This window comes from Nitrosospira sp. Nsp14 (genome assembly GCF_900113575.1).
GTDB lineage: Bacteria > Pseudomonadota > Gammaproteobacteria > Burkholderiales > Nitrosomonadaceae > Nitrosospira.
Window position 1 is genome coordinate 96,952 of record NZ_FOPV01000005.1, and the last position, 16,669, is coordinate 113,620.

The following is a 16,669-nucleotide window of genomic DNA, read 5'->3' on the forward strand; positions in this document are numbered from 1 at the left end:
CAACCGGATACCGGATATGGCGTTCCACTGGGAGATGCTGGCAAGGAGGTGCTTATGAATGAATTGTGGCAGGAAATCGGCAATATGGTAATGGCGGAATTTTCCGACCTGCCGGACACTACCGAATTTACCCGCCTCATGCTGCGCCTTGGGGTGGCCGCGGCACTGGGCGGGCTGTTGGGATGGGAGCGCGAGCGCAGCGGCAAGTCGGCAGGGGCGCGTACGCACATGCTGGTTGCGATGGGCGCCGCGCTTTTCGTGCTCATTCCCCAGCAAATGAACATGGCCGACGCTGATCTGACGCGTGTCATTCAAGGAATTATCACCGGCGTGGGGTTCCTGGGAGCCGGGACCATACTGAAAAGCACCAGCGAGCAAACAGTGAAAGGTCTGACGACAGCGGCCGGATTGTGGCTGACTGCCGCGATCGGCATGACAGCGGGACTGGGGCGCGGAGCCTCCGCCGTTTTAAGTACGCTCCTGGCTTTGATCATACTGCATCTTGTGCCCAAGATCTGGCGCAAGGCTGGCGGGTCCTGAACCACCGAAAAAGCATCCTCCGCGGTCCCCGCCTGAATGTGCGGAGCCCCTGCCTGCTGACAATGGTGGGATACAACGCAGGCCGCCTGTTTCTCTCTCTTTTCCGCACGGCTTGCAGCATCCGGAATAAATGACTAATCTTAAAAGTGCTGGTATGCCTCAGCTCGTGGAGTTCCGGCCTGCTTCAGCCTTTGTCGCCCTTTTGTCGCGCTTGGCGGGGCCCCAGGGGCTGACCGTTACGCTTGCTTGAAGCCTGTTCCCTATCTGTCACAGGCCTTTGCATCCGTTTCGCCGGTTTTGCCTGTTGATGCAGCAGGATGCCAATCTATAGGAGCATGAATGAATCTTGGCCTGTCCCCGATGCTCGTTACCTGCATCGCTCTGGTTGTCCTCGCGGGTTGCGGCACGCGCCCGCCCGTAAAGTCGTTTTTAGGCGCTTCTTACCCGAAAGTCAGCTATAAGGAAGTCCAGCCGCGCTCCACACCCCTGCGCCTGCATCTTGCGGTCGAGTTTCAACGCAATGGCGAACCTTTCCCCAAGGGGGACGTGCCGCTCAAGGACTATGCCAACAGGATACTGGTGAATTCGCGCGTGATAACGCCCGTGGAGGAGGGTGGCGAGGGGGAAATAAGAATTGTGCTCAACAATATCGCCGACCCCGAAACGGTGGCCGTGGAAACAGCTCACAGTGGGCTGCCACTATGGATGTTGGGCAAGACCATCACGGATACCTATGAGATGTCGGTGTTCGTTACGGCCCGAGGCAAATCGGCCAGCCGGACCGGCATCAAGCACGCGGTACATACCGCTATCGGCAACATGGCAGTGCCCGAAGCGGTGGAAACCTTTCACCACAAGCAGGCTTTCGCCAGGGTGCTCGAGCAAATGCTGCTGCAGGCGCTAAAAGACATGCAGCGGAGCGGCGACCTGAATGCGGCCGCTGCGCATACCCAGCATCCCCAGACCTGAGAGCCGCCGGGCCCTAAGCTACCCAGTCCACGTTGCCCGGTTGAGAAGTCGCCAAGCTGTCTGCGCGGGCGGTCGTACCATCGATTCGGTCAGCGCGGCCGGTCCAAGTGGAACGTTTAGTCGATATTTTGCGGGAAATGGCGTTGCAGCGGTTCGATCGCAGGGCCCTCGATCACCGTTCCATCGAGCGCAAAGCGGCTGCCATGGCAGGGGCAATCCCAACTCTTTTCCACGCTGTTCCAGTGCACCTTGCACTTCATATGAGTGCAGACGGGCGACACGGTCACCAGGGTCCCGTCAGGGTCTCTGTAGGTAGCGAGCGACTCGCCCCCGATCTTCACGATTGCGCCGCTACCGGGCATGAGCTGCGACAGCGGGATCTCCGGTCGGTCAGTGACATAGTCCTTGATGAAAGATTTCATTACCGTCACATTTTCTTCCACGAAGCCCTTCGCACCTTTTATCGGCGAAAACCGGCTCGCCTTGACCATCGGTGCGAAGAGGTTGTCGCGGCCTATTATCTCGTCGGCGATGATCGAGGCCGCGACCGTGCCCCACGTAAGGCCGTCAGTCTGGAAGCCGGTGGCAATGAAGCATTCGGTAGCGTCCTTGCCGACGTAGGGCAAGCCGTCGGAGGGGCTGTAATTCTGCGCCGACCAGCGGAAGGCGATCTCGCGCACGTCGAAGTGCGCCGCAGTTGCCGCTTCAAGCCGGTCGAGGTTGATGTTGGCGTCTTCCTGCCCGGTCTTGTGCTCCTCCCCGACACAGACAAGAAAGGTTTCATTCTCGACGTCGAGGCTGCGCGCAGAAATCCTGTCCACTCCGCTGCCCCAGAAGATCCCCGTCGGAAACGAATTCCTGGCGATGCGCGTGGCAAGTCCATATTCGCGGTTCACCACCATCTTGGCCTGCACCAGGTGCAGCCCGATGGGGGAGTGAGTAGCTAATACGATTTCCTTAGCGGTGACCTTGCCGTCAGCAGTGCGGATGACCCTTCGATCCGCATCGACCTCAAGCACCTGCGAATATTCGAAGATGCGGCCGCCGTGGCCGGCCGCCTGGCGGGCCAGCTCTCGAACGTAAGCTTGTGGATGGAACTGGGCCTGGTTATCCAGAACCATCACGCGCCCACGCGGAGGGTGGAAGGGAGTCGGGAGAGTGTCTTCATAATGCACCGCCATCCCTGCGTCAAGCGAGCCCTGGTATTCGTTTTCAATGTGTTCGGTCGCATCCGGCGCCGTCGCATAACGGTATAGCGGGCAGCGGCGGAAACCGCAGCCGATTCCATATTTCTGGACCCGGCGCTCGATCTGATCGACCGCCTCCCGCCGGGCTACCGTTACAGCATGGGCCACATCTTTGTCCCATCGCTCGACAATGCCGCGGATACCGCGGCTGACGGTCTCATACAGGTTGCCGGTCGAATTGCCTGTACTGCCGCAGCCCACCTCGTGCGTTTCCAGCAATACGACGGGAATCCCCTGCTCGGCCAGATTTAAAGCAAGCGTCACCCCAGTGATGCCGCCGCCGACAATCACCACATCGGTAGCGATCTCCTCTTGCAACATCTCAAAAGCGGCTATGGGCGCGGTGGCGCGCCAGACGGAAGTTGTATCCACGATATATCCTTTTTTAGATGATTGTTTGTAATCGTCTTGCCGCACGCCACGTGCCGCAGATTCTGATCTTGATGCGACGATGCCTGGTGCGCGCGATATTCGCCTACGGAACAAGGGGAACAAGGGGAACAAGGGGAACAAGGGGAACAAGGGGCACCGGCACCGTTCTATCGTTAAACACCCACTGATTTTTTTCTGTACGCTACGGCACAGAGGAGGATTTGATATAATGGGAACAGCCGGGAGCGCGTCCTGGGTCGCACGTCTTGGGCCGTGCTGACCGGCCGCCCGAATCGTTATCGTTTAGCCCGCGCGATGGGTGAGAGGGAAGTAGCGGGCGCTGCCAATTGGTCCTCAGTGACCTTGTGCTCAGTGACTCTTAGTGATCTTGTGTGACCCGCGCGGTCAGTTGATGATTTTGTGTACCCGGTAGAGCATCTTGTCGAGCTTTCGGGGCAATTTGACTTTTTTGATCACGGACTCGGCGATCGCCGGGGTGAACTGATTGGCGAGCAGCGCTGTGAGCGGCCCGAACGCGGCCGCGGCCGCCAGCCACGGCAGGCTCACGCCCAACCCGAAATAGGCCAGCGGACCGGGCAACGCCGCCATTCCCGATGCCCCGGCGGTAAACACCTTCGCCAGCTTTTTTTCCTTTGCGATAAGCTCGATCGACTCGGACTCGATCGCGTTGTATTGGCTGATCAGGTCCTCCAGTTCGGCCTGCTTGCCGTCAACATAAGATGCCGACCCCAGCTGCTGCAGGATTTCCGCCGCAGACTTGAGCTTGAGGCGGTTGCGCTGGAGAACATCGATCAGCGAATCGACCATGGCGTCGTCAAATACGATTTTTCCGGGATCGCTGCTGAGCCGAAGTTTCAGGCTCGCGACGCTGCGCGCATTCAAAGGCGATTTTCGGTCCATCAGGCAATACAGGAACTGATCTATTATTTCGTCATACTCGGGGTCGCGCTGCACAGGGTCATCCGGATAGATGCGCAGCCTGATCAGCTCCTTGTACTCGCCAGGGGTGATGTTGTAGGTGGTGCCGAACGAAGCCGTGATCGGCGCGGTGAAGTTGAGGTGGAAAATTCGCGCCAGCCGCATGAACTCGGTGAAGCCTTCCATGGAGCGGGGGGCGTGATCGAACGCCTCCGTGAGTTGCCGGTTGATGTCATACGGGAGATAGCCTTCCACCGCGCGCAGGTAGGCGTAATGCCAGAAAACGGCCTCGGCGTCGGGCCGCCTGCCCCGGAAATATGCGTTTTGTACGTTCGGTTCGTCATCCGGCAGCCGGGAATAGCTGGCAGCAATCTGCTTCAACGACTGCGCTGCCTCTTCGCGATAGGCCTCGTAATGATTTGCCTCGCCGCTGCTGCCACTGCTACTGCCGCTACTGCGTGTGTAGGGGGCGTTTCTCTCTCGCTGTTTGGCAATTGCCGCGTCGAATATGCCCTTGCGCACGGCGCTGCCGATGTATACGCCGCCCGCGCCCAGCAGTTGTTCGAGCTTGGCCTGCTGCGCGATATGACCTTTCAGCCCATCACGCAAATCGGAATCGTAATCCCGCAGATTCAGGTAAACGAAGCCGTTCCTCGCCAGCTTGCAGAGCGAAGCCAGACTCAGGCCGAAGGGGGCGTCCGAGGCCAGGGTCGCCAATGTCAGATCGACCGTCAGCTTTGGCTGCGTCATCAATTGCAACGGCAGCGGCAGCGAGTCCACCCAGCTTCCGGCCTCATTCGCCACCGAGCCGAAGCCTTTTATCACCGCTCCCATGGTCTGCCTGGAGAGGTCGACGAAGTCTGAAATATCGGCGTGCGGGGGCAGCTTCAGGCTTGCTGCCGCATGCGCTGCCTGGTCTTGCTGCCGGTCGTGAAGCTTTTCAAGCTCGTCAGGCGTCATGTGGGGCTCCGCCAGCGGGTGGTTCGGCTTCAGCCTGCGATGTGCCCGGCAATACCCGCGATGCCGCCAAGGGAAACGTCTCGAATACCGAGATGGAGTAGTCCAGGAACAGCTCGATCCGCCGCTTGAGATCGGCCGACATGGTGACGCGCCTGGAACGCAGGTCGCCAGGGTCCATCCGCTCAATGAGCAAGCCCTGATCGATCGCGATCTGAATGTATTTGATTGCCGTACGCTGACTGACATTCGGCATGAGCTGGTACAGCTCGGATTTGCGAAAAGCTTCAACTGTGCCACCGGGGCTGCCGCGATCGTTGTTCAGTCTCAGCCACATGCGAGTAAATAGGTCGTAGTAATTCAGGTCGTGGAAGAGCCTGTCGCCCATCACCTCTACCCAGTACTGGTCGGTATCGTTGATCAGGTCAATAAAATCTCGGCGCCTGGTATCAGGGTATGGGCAAGGTGTATTCATTTCTGGTTCTGCTTCCTCTGCACGGGAGGACATGGCATCGAACAGTGGCCGCAATCGGTGTGGGGAAAATTATACGTCTTTATTAATCGTAATATTACATGTATTATTGCATGTATCTTCTATATCGATGCAACCGTATCTATACCGCGGCACCGCAGAGGAAAAGCTTAAATCATGTTCAGCAGAATTGAAAATGGGTATTTTCGCTACCAGGGCAGCCTGCTCCCGAACCTATCGGTGTTGATCTATTGCCACCTGGCCTATTTTGGCGGCGCCACGCTCGTTCTGTCGCTAAACCCCGTTTTGATGGCGGTCGGTACTGTCGCGCTGGCGCACGGCATGGTCATCGCCTCGTACCTGATCCACGACTGTGCGCACAATGCGCTGTTCAAGTCGCCGCGCCATAATGGCCTGACGGGAAGCCTGTTGAACTGGCTTACCGGCGGCTGCTATGGAACCTATGCCGAGCTGCGCGCGCAGCATATGCGTCACCATGTCGAGCACGTCGACGTCATTCGCTTCGACTACCGGCCCTATCTCGCCCGCCATCCGTTCCAGCTCAGGATTGTCCAGGCGCTCGAATGGCTGTATGTCCCGGCAGTGGAATTCATAATGCATGCCGCGCTCATGGTCGCTCCTTTTATCCTTGAGGAAAAGAAAAATCAAAGGCTGCGCACGGCCGGAATCATTCTCGTCCGTTTTAGCCTGCTGGCGGCGCTATTTGTATATTCGGCGGAGGCCTATTTGTGCTACCTCTTCGCCTACGCCATGTTCCTGACAGTGCTGCGCTTCATGGATGCGTTCCAGCACAATTACGAGGTCGTCCTGTCTGGGGGCGAGGACATCCGAGCAGTAAAACATGGTGGCGATCGGACGTATGAGCATCTGCATACATTCAGCAATCCGGTTTCGGTTGCGCATCCATGGCTGAACCTCATCTGCCTCAATTTTGGCTACCACAACGCGCATCATGCACGCCCCGCCGCGCCCTGGCATGGACTGCCTGGACTGCACCGGAAGTTGTACGGCGAAGCGTCGGAGAACGGCGCCGCGCGGATCATACCGTTCCACAAGCAGTTGGCAAGTTTCCACAACAGCAGGGTGGCGCGGGTGATGGGCGATAATAGCGAAACGCAAGGAAACCGGTTTGCGAAACGCCTGGAGCAGGGAACCGCAGTGGGCGCCAGCGGCATGTCTTTTCTCACGCCGCTTTAAGCGGCTCTTTAAGGGGCTGCTACCAAGTAAAGCGCTGCTACCAAGGGGGTTGAGCAAGCTGCGCGAATGGAGGCGTTTCACGCACGGCAAGCACGCGAGGCGGAACGCTCTGCGCTGCGGGACCGGTAAGCCCCCGATTGAACAAAACAGTCCGAACAATCAGCCCGACGCGTCTGTAAGGAACCGCTGAACAAATCTCCGCTGGCGCGACGTGGTTTTGCAGGATGGGATGCGCGAAAGGCGACGACGCGAATGGTGCCGACCGCGAAGGGCCGAGCAGTGTCTTCCGAAGGAAGATGCGACCCCGTAGCGGGGTGCAAACCCCCTAATAGGTTCTTTGCGCGGTCGCGACATCCCCACCGCTACCCGATCCCTCGCTTCGCAGGGCCCCTCGGGCCACGCTCTGGGGGCGTTCCCCTTCGCTCGGAGCCTGACAAGGCAGACCGCCCGCAAAGCCACGTCCCATCAGGGTTGCGGTAACATCGGGGGAGACCGCGAAGGGCAAAGCAGTGTCTTCCAAAGGAAGATTGCGATCCCGTAGCGGGCTGTTGGCGTCCTACGTGCACTTTGGCGCGGTCTGGCATCCCCGCCGCTGCCCGATCCCCGCTTCGCGGGACCCCTCGGGCAACGCTCCGGGGAGCCATGGCGTTGCGCTCCTCGGCATCGTAGTCCCGGCTACGACCAGCGTCGCGCGCCTTATGATCATCCCGATCTTAACAGCAGCGCGCTCAGCGAGGATTTGTTCAGCGGTTCCTTTAACATTTCCAGTTTGGCCGTCCTCGACTTTGCGCCTCGGTATGCCTTACATTATCGACTGTAAACCCCACACGAACCTGAGCAAGGAGGACCGAATGAAACTGGAATCGCTGGCCCTGCACCACGGTTATCAATCCGAACCCACCACCAAGGCAGCCGCCGTTCCCATTTATCAGACCACTTCCTATACGTTTGATAATACCCAGCATGGCGCTGACCTGTTCGACCTGAAGGTCGAGGGAAATATCTATACCCGAATCATGAATCCGACCAGCGCGGTGCTGGAGCGACGCATCGCCGAGATGGAGGGCGGTGTAGGCGCAGTTGCCGTCGCCTCGGGAATGGCCGCCATCACCTATTCCATACAATGCATCACCAGCGCCGGCGAAAATATCGTCAGCACCAGCCAGCTCTATGGCGGCACGTACAATCTGTTTGCGCATACCTTTCCGCGGCAAGGCATCGATGTGCGCATGGTGGCAAACGATGACTACGAGGACATCGAGAGGCAGATCGACGGCAATACCCGGGCGATTTTTTGTGAATCGATCGGCAACCCCTCCGGGAATATCGCCGATATCGGCAAGCTGGCGGAGATCGCCCATCGCAATGGCGTGCCGCTGATCGTCGACAGCACCGTTTCCACGCCCTACCTGTGCCGGCCGTTCCAGCTCGGGGCCGATATCGTGGTGCATTCGCTGACCAAATATATTGGCGGCCATGGCACCACGATAGGAGGAATGATCGTGGATTCAGGGAAATTCGACTGGGTGAAACACAAGGCACGCTTCCCCCTGATGAACGAGCCCGACCCCTCCTACCATGGCGTCGTCTACACCGAGGCCTTCGGCCCTGCGGCGTTTATTGGCCGCTGCCGGGTCGTGCCGCTGCGCAATACCGGGGCGGCCTTATCGCCGCACAGCGCATTTCTATTGCTCCAGGGCCTGGAAACGCTCGGCTTGAGGATGGAAAGGCATTGCGAGAATGCGCTGAAAGTGGCGCAGTACCTGGAAGGCCACCCCAAGGTGGAATGGGTCAATTATGCGGGCTTGCCCAATAGCAGATATCACGGCCTGTGCAACCGCATCAGCAGGGGGAAAGCCTCGGGCATACTGAGCTTTGGCATCAGAGGCGGAGCAGTTTCAGGCGGGCAGTTTATAGACGCGCTGAAGATGATCCTGCGCCTGGTAAATATCGGCGATGCCAAATCTCTTGCATGCCATCCTGCCTCTACGACGCACCGGCAACTGAACGCTGACGAGCTGAAAGCCTCCGGGGTTACCGAAGGATTGGTCAGGCTATCCGTCGGGATAGAGCATGTCGACGACATCATAACGGATATCGGCCAGGCGCTCGACGCCGTTCTTCCTTGATTCGGCCGGCGGCCACAACGCGGTAATCCGGCAGATTGGCGCCGGCTGCGCATTCTCGATACTCTGGGACCACCGGGCGCGATACACCTGCCACCTGCGCCTGGCCGCGACTTGTCGTCGTCGCCTTACCTTTCAGTACCTTTGAGTACCTCTTGATCCGGTCATTGCCGGGCTTGGCTGTCGTGGTTGTTCTGACATGGTTGTTCTGACGCTCCAAGCCATATTCCATCGTCAGGTCGAGCTTGATGTCTCCACGACCGATTGACCGGAGATTATCTTCCATGCCAGTGCGGTCCCCTGTACGCGCGCCGCTATCTTTTTGAACGCCGTGTCGCGACTGGTGGAAGTGTCGTCGCAAAAGGGCGAAAACCCGCAGTCGTCGGTCGTGCCCAGCCGGTCAGCAGGAATATGCTCAGCCGCCTCCAGCACCCGATCCCGGATTTCTTCAGGAGTCTCGGTCCGTGGGTCGATCGGGTTGATGACGCCGATAAAAATCCGCTGCTCCGGCTTCATATGGGCGCGGATGATCTTCAGCACGCGCACCCGATCCTGTTCTGAAGAAAGCGCAATATAAAAATTCCGCGCTTTCAGCTGGAACAGGCACGGCAGCAATTCGGCGTAGTCGACATCGGCGCTGTGGGTGGAGTCACAGTCCGCGCCAGGGCAGGTATGCACGCCGATCCGCATCAATTCCTCAGGGTTGAAACGCGAGAGCGCCAGATTGTTCAAATCGATGAAGCTGTTCAAGAGCTTGCCGCTGGGGTCGAGCTTTATCGCCAGCCTGCCCTCGGTAAAGTCAATCTGGACTTTGTGCGCGCCCCGCTCAAGACAGCGGCGAACCTCGCTTTCATGTTCATTCAGCAAATCGTCGATAAATTCCGCGCGCGAATAGCCGGGGACCTCGTCGGCGGGATACAGCAGACTCAACGCCGATGGCGAGATCACCGCCTGCTTGACCGGTACCCGCGCATAACCCATGGCGACATCCAGATATTGATCGGCGTAAACCCGGTAGCGGAATGGACCGGATACAAGTTTCGGCATGCGCCGGCTATGGCCCGCTTGGAACGGGATGGTGAAGCCATCGGGCGCCGTGTTCGGGAGCCCGTGTACGGAATAAGTCCAGAAGTTATGGTACTTTTTCTGTTCACCATCGGTGATCACGGGCGATCCGGTTGCTTCGAATCTTGCGATCGTGTCACGTATCGCGTCTTTATAAAGATCGTCCAATTTAGGGTCGAAGGCATCGTTAGTCGCCAATGCCTCGAGCAGTTCCGGGGGCCGGGGAATGCTGCCGATAGGTTCTGTCGGTATTGTCATGGGTGCCATTCCTGCCTCAAAAAAATCGGCTTGGGGATTATATCCACATTCCTTGTAATGTAATATAAATTTAATATATGGCCGCTCAGTGACGGTTCAAGGCCGTCGTGAAGTCGTGCAGCCGCAGTCGTGCGCACCCCACGCTCAAACTGGGCGGCAGTATCCCAGGAAGCCTTGGGCAAGTTGCTTTCGCGCAGCAGAGCCACGTGCGCCTCATGTGCGCGCGGACGAAATCCTTCGCCGGAGATAGGCGGTCCCGGAAGAACTTCTTCGCCTCCAGCCGAAAGAGGCGTTATCCGCCTTCCTAATTCGAGAAAGCGGCCTCGGCGCAGCTTGCTTATCGGTTATGAGGCACCTCAAACAAGGCACCTCTAAGGCAGCTTATGATGCGATTCCTTGCGCAACTGGAGCCATCGAGGACTGAATTCGCAGTCAGCTGTTGATCGTGTTTATTACGGCTATTTAGCCGGCTTGTGCATCCACCGTGTCAGCGTTCTGATGGTGGCGATCAGCTCGTGCGCTTCGACGGGCTTTGGGAGGTGCGTCTGATAGCCCGCGATCATCGCTTTCATCCTGTCCTCGGGCCGCGCAAAAGCGGTGAGCGCGATGGCCGGTATATTGCCGCCGCGGGCAGCACCCAGATTTCTCACTTCGCGAATAAGCTGATAACCATCCTTTTCCGGCATCCCGATGTCGCTGACGATCAAGTCCGGCGTCTGGTTTTTCAAAATTTCCAACGCTTCCGCGGCGCTTGCCGCGCACAGCACTTCGGCTTCGTATCTTGTCAACACTTCATGGATGAGCCCACGCGAATCTTCTTCATCATCGATAACGAGAATTTTCACCCCGGGAAGCGTAATCTGCTCCATGTGAGGGGGCAGCGACCTGGAGGCTGCGCCGAGAAGATGTGACTTGGCGTCGATGACGGGCGCGAGTGGAAGGGATAGGAAGAACGATGCGCCCTGGCCTTCGCCGGCGCTTTCCGCATGAACCGTCCCGCCGTGCAGCCCTGCAAGCTGTTTGACAATGGAAAGCCCCAGGCCGAGGCCGCCATGCTGGCGGGTAAGCGACGAGTCCCCCTGGCGGAAACGATCAAAAACATAGGGCAGAAAGTCGGGTCGAATGCCGGGGCCGGTGTCTTTCACGGTGAGCTGCAAATGGGATTCGACCCGCTCGACGATGATATCGACATTGCCATTGCGCGGCGTGAACTTGACCGCGTTGGATAATAGGTTCCAGATGATCTGCTGCAGGCGGTTGTTGTCCCCCGAGACCGGTCCCGCGGGGGAGCCGATGCTCTTCACGAGGCTTATCCCCTTGGCCTGAGCGGCCGGAGCAATGGACTCGACCGCCGCCTCGACCACTGTTGAGAGGTCCAGCCGCTGCATGTCGAGCCTGACTTTCCCCGAGATAATACTGCTCATCTCGAGCAGATCCGCGATCAGCTTGTTTTGGGCGCGCGCATTTCGTTCAATGGTTTCCAACGCCCGCTGCACGTTATCCGGGCTCATGGTTCCCTGCAGCACAAGCTGGGACCATCCAAGTATCGCATTCAGCGGGGTTCTCAGTTCGTGTGACAGCGTCGCCAGGAATTCGTCCTTGAGCTGGCTTGCGCGCTCGGCTTCGGCACGCGCCTCGCGCTCGTTCTCGAGCAACTGCTTTTTTTCTTCATCCCCCCGCTTGATGCCGTCGATATCGGTATGCGACGCCACCCACATCGATACATGGCCGCGCGGGTCGCGCTTCGCCTGGGCCCGGGTCAGGTGCCAGCGATAGCGGCCGTCGATCTGACGGATGCGATGTTCCATCTGAAACGGTTTTCCCGTGTCAAGCGCGCAGCGCCAGCGCTTGATATTCTCATCCAGATCCTCTGGATGGATAAGCTGAGTCCATTGCCAGCCCATCATCCGCTCGCTGGGCAAACCGGTATAATCCGTCCATTGCTGGTTGACGTAATCCACTTCGCCGTCAGCCCGGGTGGTGCATATCTTCAGGGGCATCGTATCCGCCATGAAACGCAGGCGGTCGATGCTTTCGCGTACCGCTTCCTCTGCGCGCCGGCGCGCGGTGATATCCCTGAAGCTCCAGACGCGGCCGACACTCTGCTCCTCGATGAACTGCATCTTCGAGAACCGCTCCAGCACGGTACCGTCAATAAGTTCCAGCACATCGTAGGTATCGGCAGGCCAGGCCGTATAGATTTCCGCTGCCTTCGCCAGGAAACTGTGCGGGTCCTTCACTTGCTTGCAGCAGAAAGTCAGCAGATGCCAATGCTCGCGAAAACCCGTCGCTTCGCGCGGTATCTGCCACATCTGTAAATAGCGCTCATTGAAGCGCAGGACCATGCCGTGCTCGTCGGTTACCAGGATGCCATCGGCGGTGGTCTCGATGGTGGCGCGCAGGATCGACAAAGAGTGATCGAGCTGCTTTGCTTTTTCCTCCAGCTCCTTTTTGGCCTGACGGAGATCATGCTCGGCCCGTTGCCGCGCCTGGAGAATAACGGTAGCGGTTTGCAGCGCAACGCAGCGAAGCAGCTTCTCTTCGTTGTCTTCTATCATTGCCATATATGTTCCTTTTGTCGGTTCAAAAACAACGACAGCGGAGGACAGCACGAAAAGTATTCGTTGTGGGGCCAGGATAGGGCTGCAAGAAACGGTTCCATGCCCTTTGCCAATTTACTTTCCGAATATGCTAGCCGGATCGACTCGCCCATTCCGTACGTTCACACACAAAAATCAATAAGAGGGTCCGTGGCGAGATACGTTTTGTTTACGGCAGTTCTTGCCGGGAAAACAATAGCGAAGCCCAGGAATGAATGCACCGGGGACGCACAGCCGGAACAAAAGAGCGTCCACGGTGATGCGAACACGATATCATACGTCTCCAGATTAACCAGTACAACCCAGTACGACGCAGTACAACTCAATAAAACGCCTGAAAGCCTGTTTATTGGCGGCGCCGGCCACTCAGGGACAGGCTCCCCTCGCGGCTCGTGTTTCCACATTCCTGGCTTCAATTGTTCCGATCTGTTCGAATCAACGCGACCTGCTGAGCGACCCGCTCGGGGGGCAAGTGCGAAATCAGTGCGCAGCGTTGCGCTCGCGCAGATGCCAGGCAAGGAAGTCGATGATGCGGCGTTCGTATTCCCTGCCGGCGTAGGCATGCATGTTGAAGTGGCCCCCGCCCGGGACAATCCATATCTCCTTGGGCTCGCGGGCGGCGGCAAACAAGCGTTCGGTTTCCGCCATGCGCGTATGCTGATCGATGGAACCGGAGACCAGCAGAACTGGCGCATTGAGGTTGCCTATATGGCCGATGGGATTCAGTTCGGTAACGGGAATGCCAAGCCGGAACGATAACTGCCACAGCAGAAGCGGCGAAAGGATGGACCCGGCTTCGCCAACATGCAGCTTCATCCTGTTTTGGACGGCTTCCTCAATCGTGGGATGGAGCGATTCAAGCACCACCGCATCCAGTCTCAATGGCGTTTTTGCCAGCACGATGGCGGCTGCGCCGAGGGAAACGCCTATGGCCCCCATACGCTCACGGGGAAATGCGTTGCGTAGATAATTCACCGCGGCCTGCACGTCCTCCGACTCGCGCACCCCGAACGTGATCCGCTCGCCGGGCGTTTCGCCATGTGCCTGCAGATCGATGAGCAGAACGCCATAGCCATGCTCGTTGAGAAACCTGGCACGGCTCAGCATCTCCACCCGGTTGCTTCGAATCGAGTGCACCAGCAATATCACGCCGGCCCCAGGTTCCCCCCGAACCAGCCAGGCATGAACGCTGGCGTCTTCGTCGCGGGAATTGTCATGGCGGGGGACCCGCACCGATTCGACCGGAAAATCGGCGCCCAGGGATAGGGATAAGGTGCTGACCGGGGTGGGCGCTGCGCCGGAAAGAAGTTCGCCCACGGCAAGCGCAGCGAGCAGTACGGCCGCGATTCCCGACAGCATTGCAAAAAAGGCGATCAGGATCCACCGGGGCATACTCGAGTCGGCCAGTCAGGCGTGAAATGAAATTATTGTGCCACGTTCGGCAGCCGTGTGGCTTTATTCCGCAGTCACTGTCCGCGCAGCTTATACCGCGCTTCCCCATGTATGCAGAGATAGCCGAATCACAGCCGCCGGTTATGCCTGCCCCGTCGTTTGTGTTGGTTATGAATGGGCATCTTCCTCTGTCTTCTCGCTACCGGTCCATCCGATCAGGCTTCCGACTGTCGCGATCAACTCGTGCGATTCCACCGGTTTGGATAAATGCCGTTGAAATCCAGCGAGCAAGGCTTTGGTGCGGTCTGTGGAATGAGCGCACGCAGTCAGCGCGATAGCCGGGGTCCGGCCTCCCTGAGCTGCGGGCAGGCTGCGTACCGCGCGAACGAATTGGTATCCATCCTCTTCGGGCATGCCGATGTCGCTTATGAGCACATCCGGCCTCCGATTCTTGAGGACTTCAAGTCCTTCCGCGGCGCTTGCAGCGGTGAACACGTCGGCTTCGGATTGAGTGAGCGCCTCTTTAATGAGTTCGCGTGCATCCGGCTCATCTTCGATCACAAGCACTTTCAATCCCCTAAGGGTCATTTCGCCCCCATCCGGATCGAAAGGCATGGGAGCCGCCAAAGACGCGGCCATTTTCTGGTTGCTAACCGGGGCGAGCGGGAGGCTGACGATAAAAGATGCACCCTTTCCTTCGCCCGGACTTTCTGCCCGGACGTTTCCTCCATGCAGCGTCACAAGTTGTTTGACGATGGCAAGGCCGAGTCCCAGTCCCCCGTAGCTGCGCGTGAGCGAGGAATCCGCCTGGCGAAACCGGTCGAATACATCCGCCAGGAACTCCTGCTTGATGCCCGCGCCAGAGTCCTTGACCGTCAGTTCGAGATGCGACGCCACCCTTTCGACGACCACCTCTATCGTGCCACCTTTTGGGGTGAATTTGACTGCATTGGAAAGGATGTTCCAGATGACCTGCTGCAAGCGGCTGTTATCGCCAGTAACCAGTCCAGCCGCCGGATCGATTGTTTTTCGAAGGTGAATCCCCTTTGCCTCCACAGCCGGCAGAATCGATTCAACCGCTGCCTCGGCCACGGCAGCCAGATCCAGTTGGTGCACGTCGAGCCTGAATTTTCCTAATACAATACTGCTCATTTCGAGGAGATCCTCGATAAGCTCGTTCTGCGCGCGCGCATTCCTCTCGATGATCTCCAGACCCCGCTGTATGTTCTCCGGACGCATTGTTCCCTGCAAAATCAGCTGCGACCATCCGAGAATTGCGTTGAGTGGCGTCCTGAGCTCATGAGAAAGGGTGGCGAGAAACTCATCCTTGATGCGGCTGGCGCGCTCGGCCTCGCCTCGCGCGATTCGCTCGCGCTCGAGCAGCTGCTGTCTTTCGTTGTCCGCGCGCTTGAGCGCATCGATATCGGTATTCGAACCCACCCACATCGAGACTGCTCCGTTAACGTCCCGCCGCGCTTGAGCACGAAGCAGATGCCAGCGGTAGTCGCCGGTTGCCTGCCGGAAGCGGCATTCCATTTGATACGGCTCCGCCGTGCCAACCGAATGCAGCCAGCCCTGCAAGGTCTCGTCCACGTCGTCGGCATGGATCAGCCGGGTCCATCCCCAGTCCGTAAGTTCCCGTAAAGTCAGCCCGGTGTAATCCTGCCATTGCCGGTTGAGATAGTCGAACGAGCCATCGGCGCGTGCGGTAAAAATCTTTTGCGGCATCGCGTCGGCCATGAAGGACATCCGCTGGCCGGTTTCCCGCAGGGCCTCCGCTGTGCGTGCGCGCGCGGTCACGTCGCGGAAGCTCCAGCCACGGCCGAAGCGCTTGCCCCCGATATACTGCGCCCTGGAATACCGCTCAAAAACCCTGCCGTCGGCAAGCGCCATCAAATCGTGGCTTCCCTCCGGCCACGCCGCGTAAATTTCAGCGGTATTCTGCAGGAATTGTTGCGGATCCTTCAAGCATTCACAGTGGGACTCAAGCAGTTGCCGATGCTGTGCAGCATGTTCCGCAACTTCGCGGGATATGCCCCACATCTGCAGATAACGCTCGTTGAAGAGGAGGATGTGCCCAGTTTCGTCGGTGAACAGAATCGCATCGGAAGTTGATTCAATCGCCGCGCGCAGCACGGAGAGAGAGCGCTCGAGTTGGCTCGTTCTTTCTTCAAGCGATCCCCTGGTCTGCTCAAGCTCGCCTTTCATGCATCGGCTGGCGTCCAGCACGCTGGAGGAATCGGATACAACCGGACGCTGTGGGTTATTCTCGTCATCTTCCATCATTTTCCCCTCGTGGTCGTTTGTTGCCGGTAACCGGAAGCGGGAACAGCTGGCGCCAAAGAGCGGACTTGAGGACAGCCGCCGCAATTTTTGTTATTTCTTGCTTTGATCTTCGTCAACGAGGCGGGTTTATAACCTCTTTATAGTTTATCCGCATGCCTTCCGCCGTTCACATGCCGACAAATGCTCATGCTTGTATTTTGCAAGCTACGCGACAGTTGGCTTCCGATA

General features: G+C 58.3%; 12 protein-coding genes. 4 read left to right on the top strand and 8 right to left on the bottom strand.

Annotation, left to right across the window (positions count from 1 at the left end):
• The first annotated feature begins 54 nt into the window (after positions 1 to 54).
• On the top strand, positions 55 to 540 hold the full coding sequence (locus tag BM022_RS04815; protein WP_091137454.1) for an MgtC/SapB family protein: 486 nt from the start codon (positions 55 to 57) through the stop codon (positions 538 to 540).
• Positions 541 to 879: 339 nt separating this feature from the next.
• On the top strand, positions 880 to 1,509 hold the full coding sequence (locus BM022_RS04820) for a hypothetical protein (RefSeq protein WP_091137332.1): 630 nt from the start codon (positions 880 to 882) through the stop codon (positions 1,507 to 1,509).
• Positions 1,510 to 1,625: 116 nt separating this feature from the next.
• Here the strand turns inward: BM022_RS04820 and BM022_RS04825 are convergent, their stop codons facing one another.
• The 3 genes from BM022_RS04825 to BM022_RS15690 all read right to left on the bottom strand — a co-directional run bounded on the left by BM022_RS04825 (position 1,626) and on the right by BM022_RS15690 (position 5,499).
• Positions 1,626 to 3,128 carry an FAD-dependent oxidoreductase gene (locus tag BM022_RS04825; RefSeq protein WP_091137334.1) on the bottom strand — a complete coding sequence of 501 codons (1,503 nt, stop codon included), beginning with the start codon at positions 3,126 to 3,128 and terminating at the stop codon, positions 1,626 to 1,628.
• A gap of 405 nt (positions 3,129 to 3,533) precedes the next feature.
• Positions 3,534 to 5,027, bottom strand: coding sequence for a hypothetical protein (locus BM022_RS04830; RefSeq protein WP_091137335.1), 1,494 nt, complete (start codon positions 5,025 to 5,027; stop codon positions 3,534 to 3,536).
• On the bottom strand, positions 5,017 to 5,499 hold the full coding sequence (locus tag BM022_RS15690) for a MarR family transcriptional regulator (RefSeq protein ID WP_218146831.1): 483 nt from the start codon (positions 5,497 to 5,499) through the stop codon (positions 5,017 to 5,019). Before BM022_RS15690 ends, BM022_RS04830 begins: the two co-directional genes overlap by 11 nt.
• A gap of 174 nt (positions 5,500 to 5,673) precedes the next feature.
• Between BM022_RS15690 and BM022_RS04840 the strand changes: the two genes are divergently transcribed.
• Both BM022_RS04840 and BM022_RS04845 read left to right on the top strand, forming a co-directional pair.
• On the top strand, positions 5,674 to 6,714 hold the full coding sequence (locus BM022_RS04840; RefSeq protein WP_091137337.1) for a fatty acid desaturase family protein: 1,041 nt from the start codon (positions 5,674 to 5,676) through the stop codon (positions 6,712 to 6,714).
• An 851-nt stretch (positions 6,715 to 7,565) separates the two neighbouring features.
• Positions 7,566 to 8,843, top strand: coding sequence for an O-acetylhomoserine aminocarboxypropyltransferase/cysteine synthase family protein (locus BM022_RS04845; protein WP_091137339.1), 1,278 nt, complete (start codon positions 7,566 to 7,568; stop codon positions 8,841 to 8,843).
• Here the strand turns inward: BM022_RS04845 and BM022_RS15100 are convergent.
• The 5 genes from BM022_RS15100 to BM022_RS04870 form a co-directional block, all read right to left on the bottom strand.
• The gene (locus tag BM022_RS15100; RefSeq protein WP_143079522.1) at positions 8,800 to 9,126 is read right to left on the bottom strand and encodes a hypothetical protein; all 327 of its coding nucleotides are present in this window, start codon (positions 9,124 to 9,126) and stop codon (positions 8,800 to 8,802) included. The genes BM022_RS04845 and BM022_RS15100 overlap by 44 nt on opposite strands.
• The gene (locus BM022_RS04850) at positions 9,075 to 10,163 is read right to left on the bottom strand and encodes a cobalamin-independent methionine synthase II family protein (RefSeq protein WP_091137340.1); all 1,089 of its coding nucleotides are present in this window, start codon (positions 10,161 to 10,163) and stop codon (positions 9,075 to 9,077) included. Before BM022_RS04850 ends, BM022_RS15100 begins: the two co-directional genes overlap by 52 nt.
• A 458-nt stretch (positions 10,164 to 10,621) precedes the next feature.
• Entirely contained in the window at positions 10,622 to 12,727 is a 2,106-nt protein-coding gene (locus tag BM022_RS04860; RefSeq protein WP_256208937.1) for a PAS domain-containing hybrid sensor histidine kinase/response regulator, read from the bottom strand.
• Positions 12,728 to 13,243: 516 nt separating this feature from the next.
• Complete coding sequence (locus BM022_RS04865; RefSeq protein WP_143079523.1) at positions 13,244 to 14,155, bottom strand: alpha/beta hydrolase; 912 nt, start codon at positions 14,153 to 14,155, stop codon at positions 13,244 to 13,246.
• Between the two features lie 168 nt (positions 14,156 to 14,323).
• Positions 14,324 to 16,441, bottom strand: a complete 2,118-nt coding sequence (locus BM022_RS04870; protein WP_091137344.1) for a hybrid sensor histidine kinase/response regulator — start codon at positions 16,439 to 16,441, stop codon at positions 14,324 to 14,326.
• Positions 16,442 to 16,669: the final 228 nt, after the last annotated feature.

What these genes read in the sequence shown, in the direction of transcription:
- BM022_RS04815 (WP_091137454.1), top strand. Translation starts at nt 55, where the DNA reads ATGAATGAATTGTGGCAGGAAATCGGCAATATGGTAATGGCGGAATTT.
- BM022_RS04820 (WP_091137332.1), top strand. Translation starts at nt 880, where the DNA reads ATGAATCTTGGCCTGTCCCCGATGCTCGTTACCTGCATCGCTCTGGTT.
- BM022_RS04830 (WP_091137335.1), bottom strand. Translation starts at nt 5,027, where the DNA reads ATGACGCCTGACGAGCTTGAAAAGCTTCACGACCGGCAGCAAGACCAG.
- BM022_RS15690 (WP_218146831.1), bottom strand. Translation starts at nt 5,499, where the DNA reads ATGAATACACCTTGCCCATACCCTGATACCAGGCGCCGAGATTTTATT.
- BM022_RS04840 (WP_091137337.1), top strand. Translation starts at nt 5,674, where the DNA reads ATGTTCAGCAGAATTGAAAATGGGTATTTTCGCTACCAGGGCAGCCTG.
- BM022_RS04845 (WP_091137339.1), top strand. Translation starts at nt 7,566, where the DNA reads ATGAAACTGGAATCGCTGGCCCTGCACCACGGTTATCAATCCGAACCC.
- BM022_RS15100 (WP_143079522.1), bottom strand. Translation starts at nt 9,126, where the DNA reads ATGGAAGATAATCTCCGGTCAATCGGTCGTGGAGACATCAAGCTCGAC.
- BM022_RS04850 (WP_091137340.1), bottom strand. Translation starts at nt 10,163, where the DNA reads ATGACAATACCGACAGAACCTATCGGCAGCATTCCCCGGCCCCCGGAA.
- BM022_RS04860 (WP_256208937.1), bottom strand. Translation starts at nt 12,727, where the DNA reads ATGGCAATGATAGAAGACAACGAAGAGAAGCTGCTTCGCTGCGTTGCG.
- BM022_RS04865 (WP_143079523.1), bottom strand. Translation starts at nt 14,155, where the DNA reads ATGCCCCGGTGGATCCTGATCGCCTTTTTTGCAATGCTGTCGGGAATC.
- BM022_RS04870 (WP_091137344.1), bottom strand. Translation starts at nt 16,441, where the DNA reads ATGATGGAAGATGACGAGAATAACCCACAGCGTCCGGTTGTATCCGAT.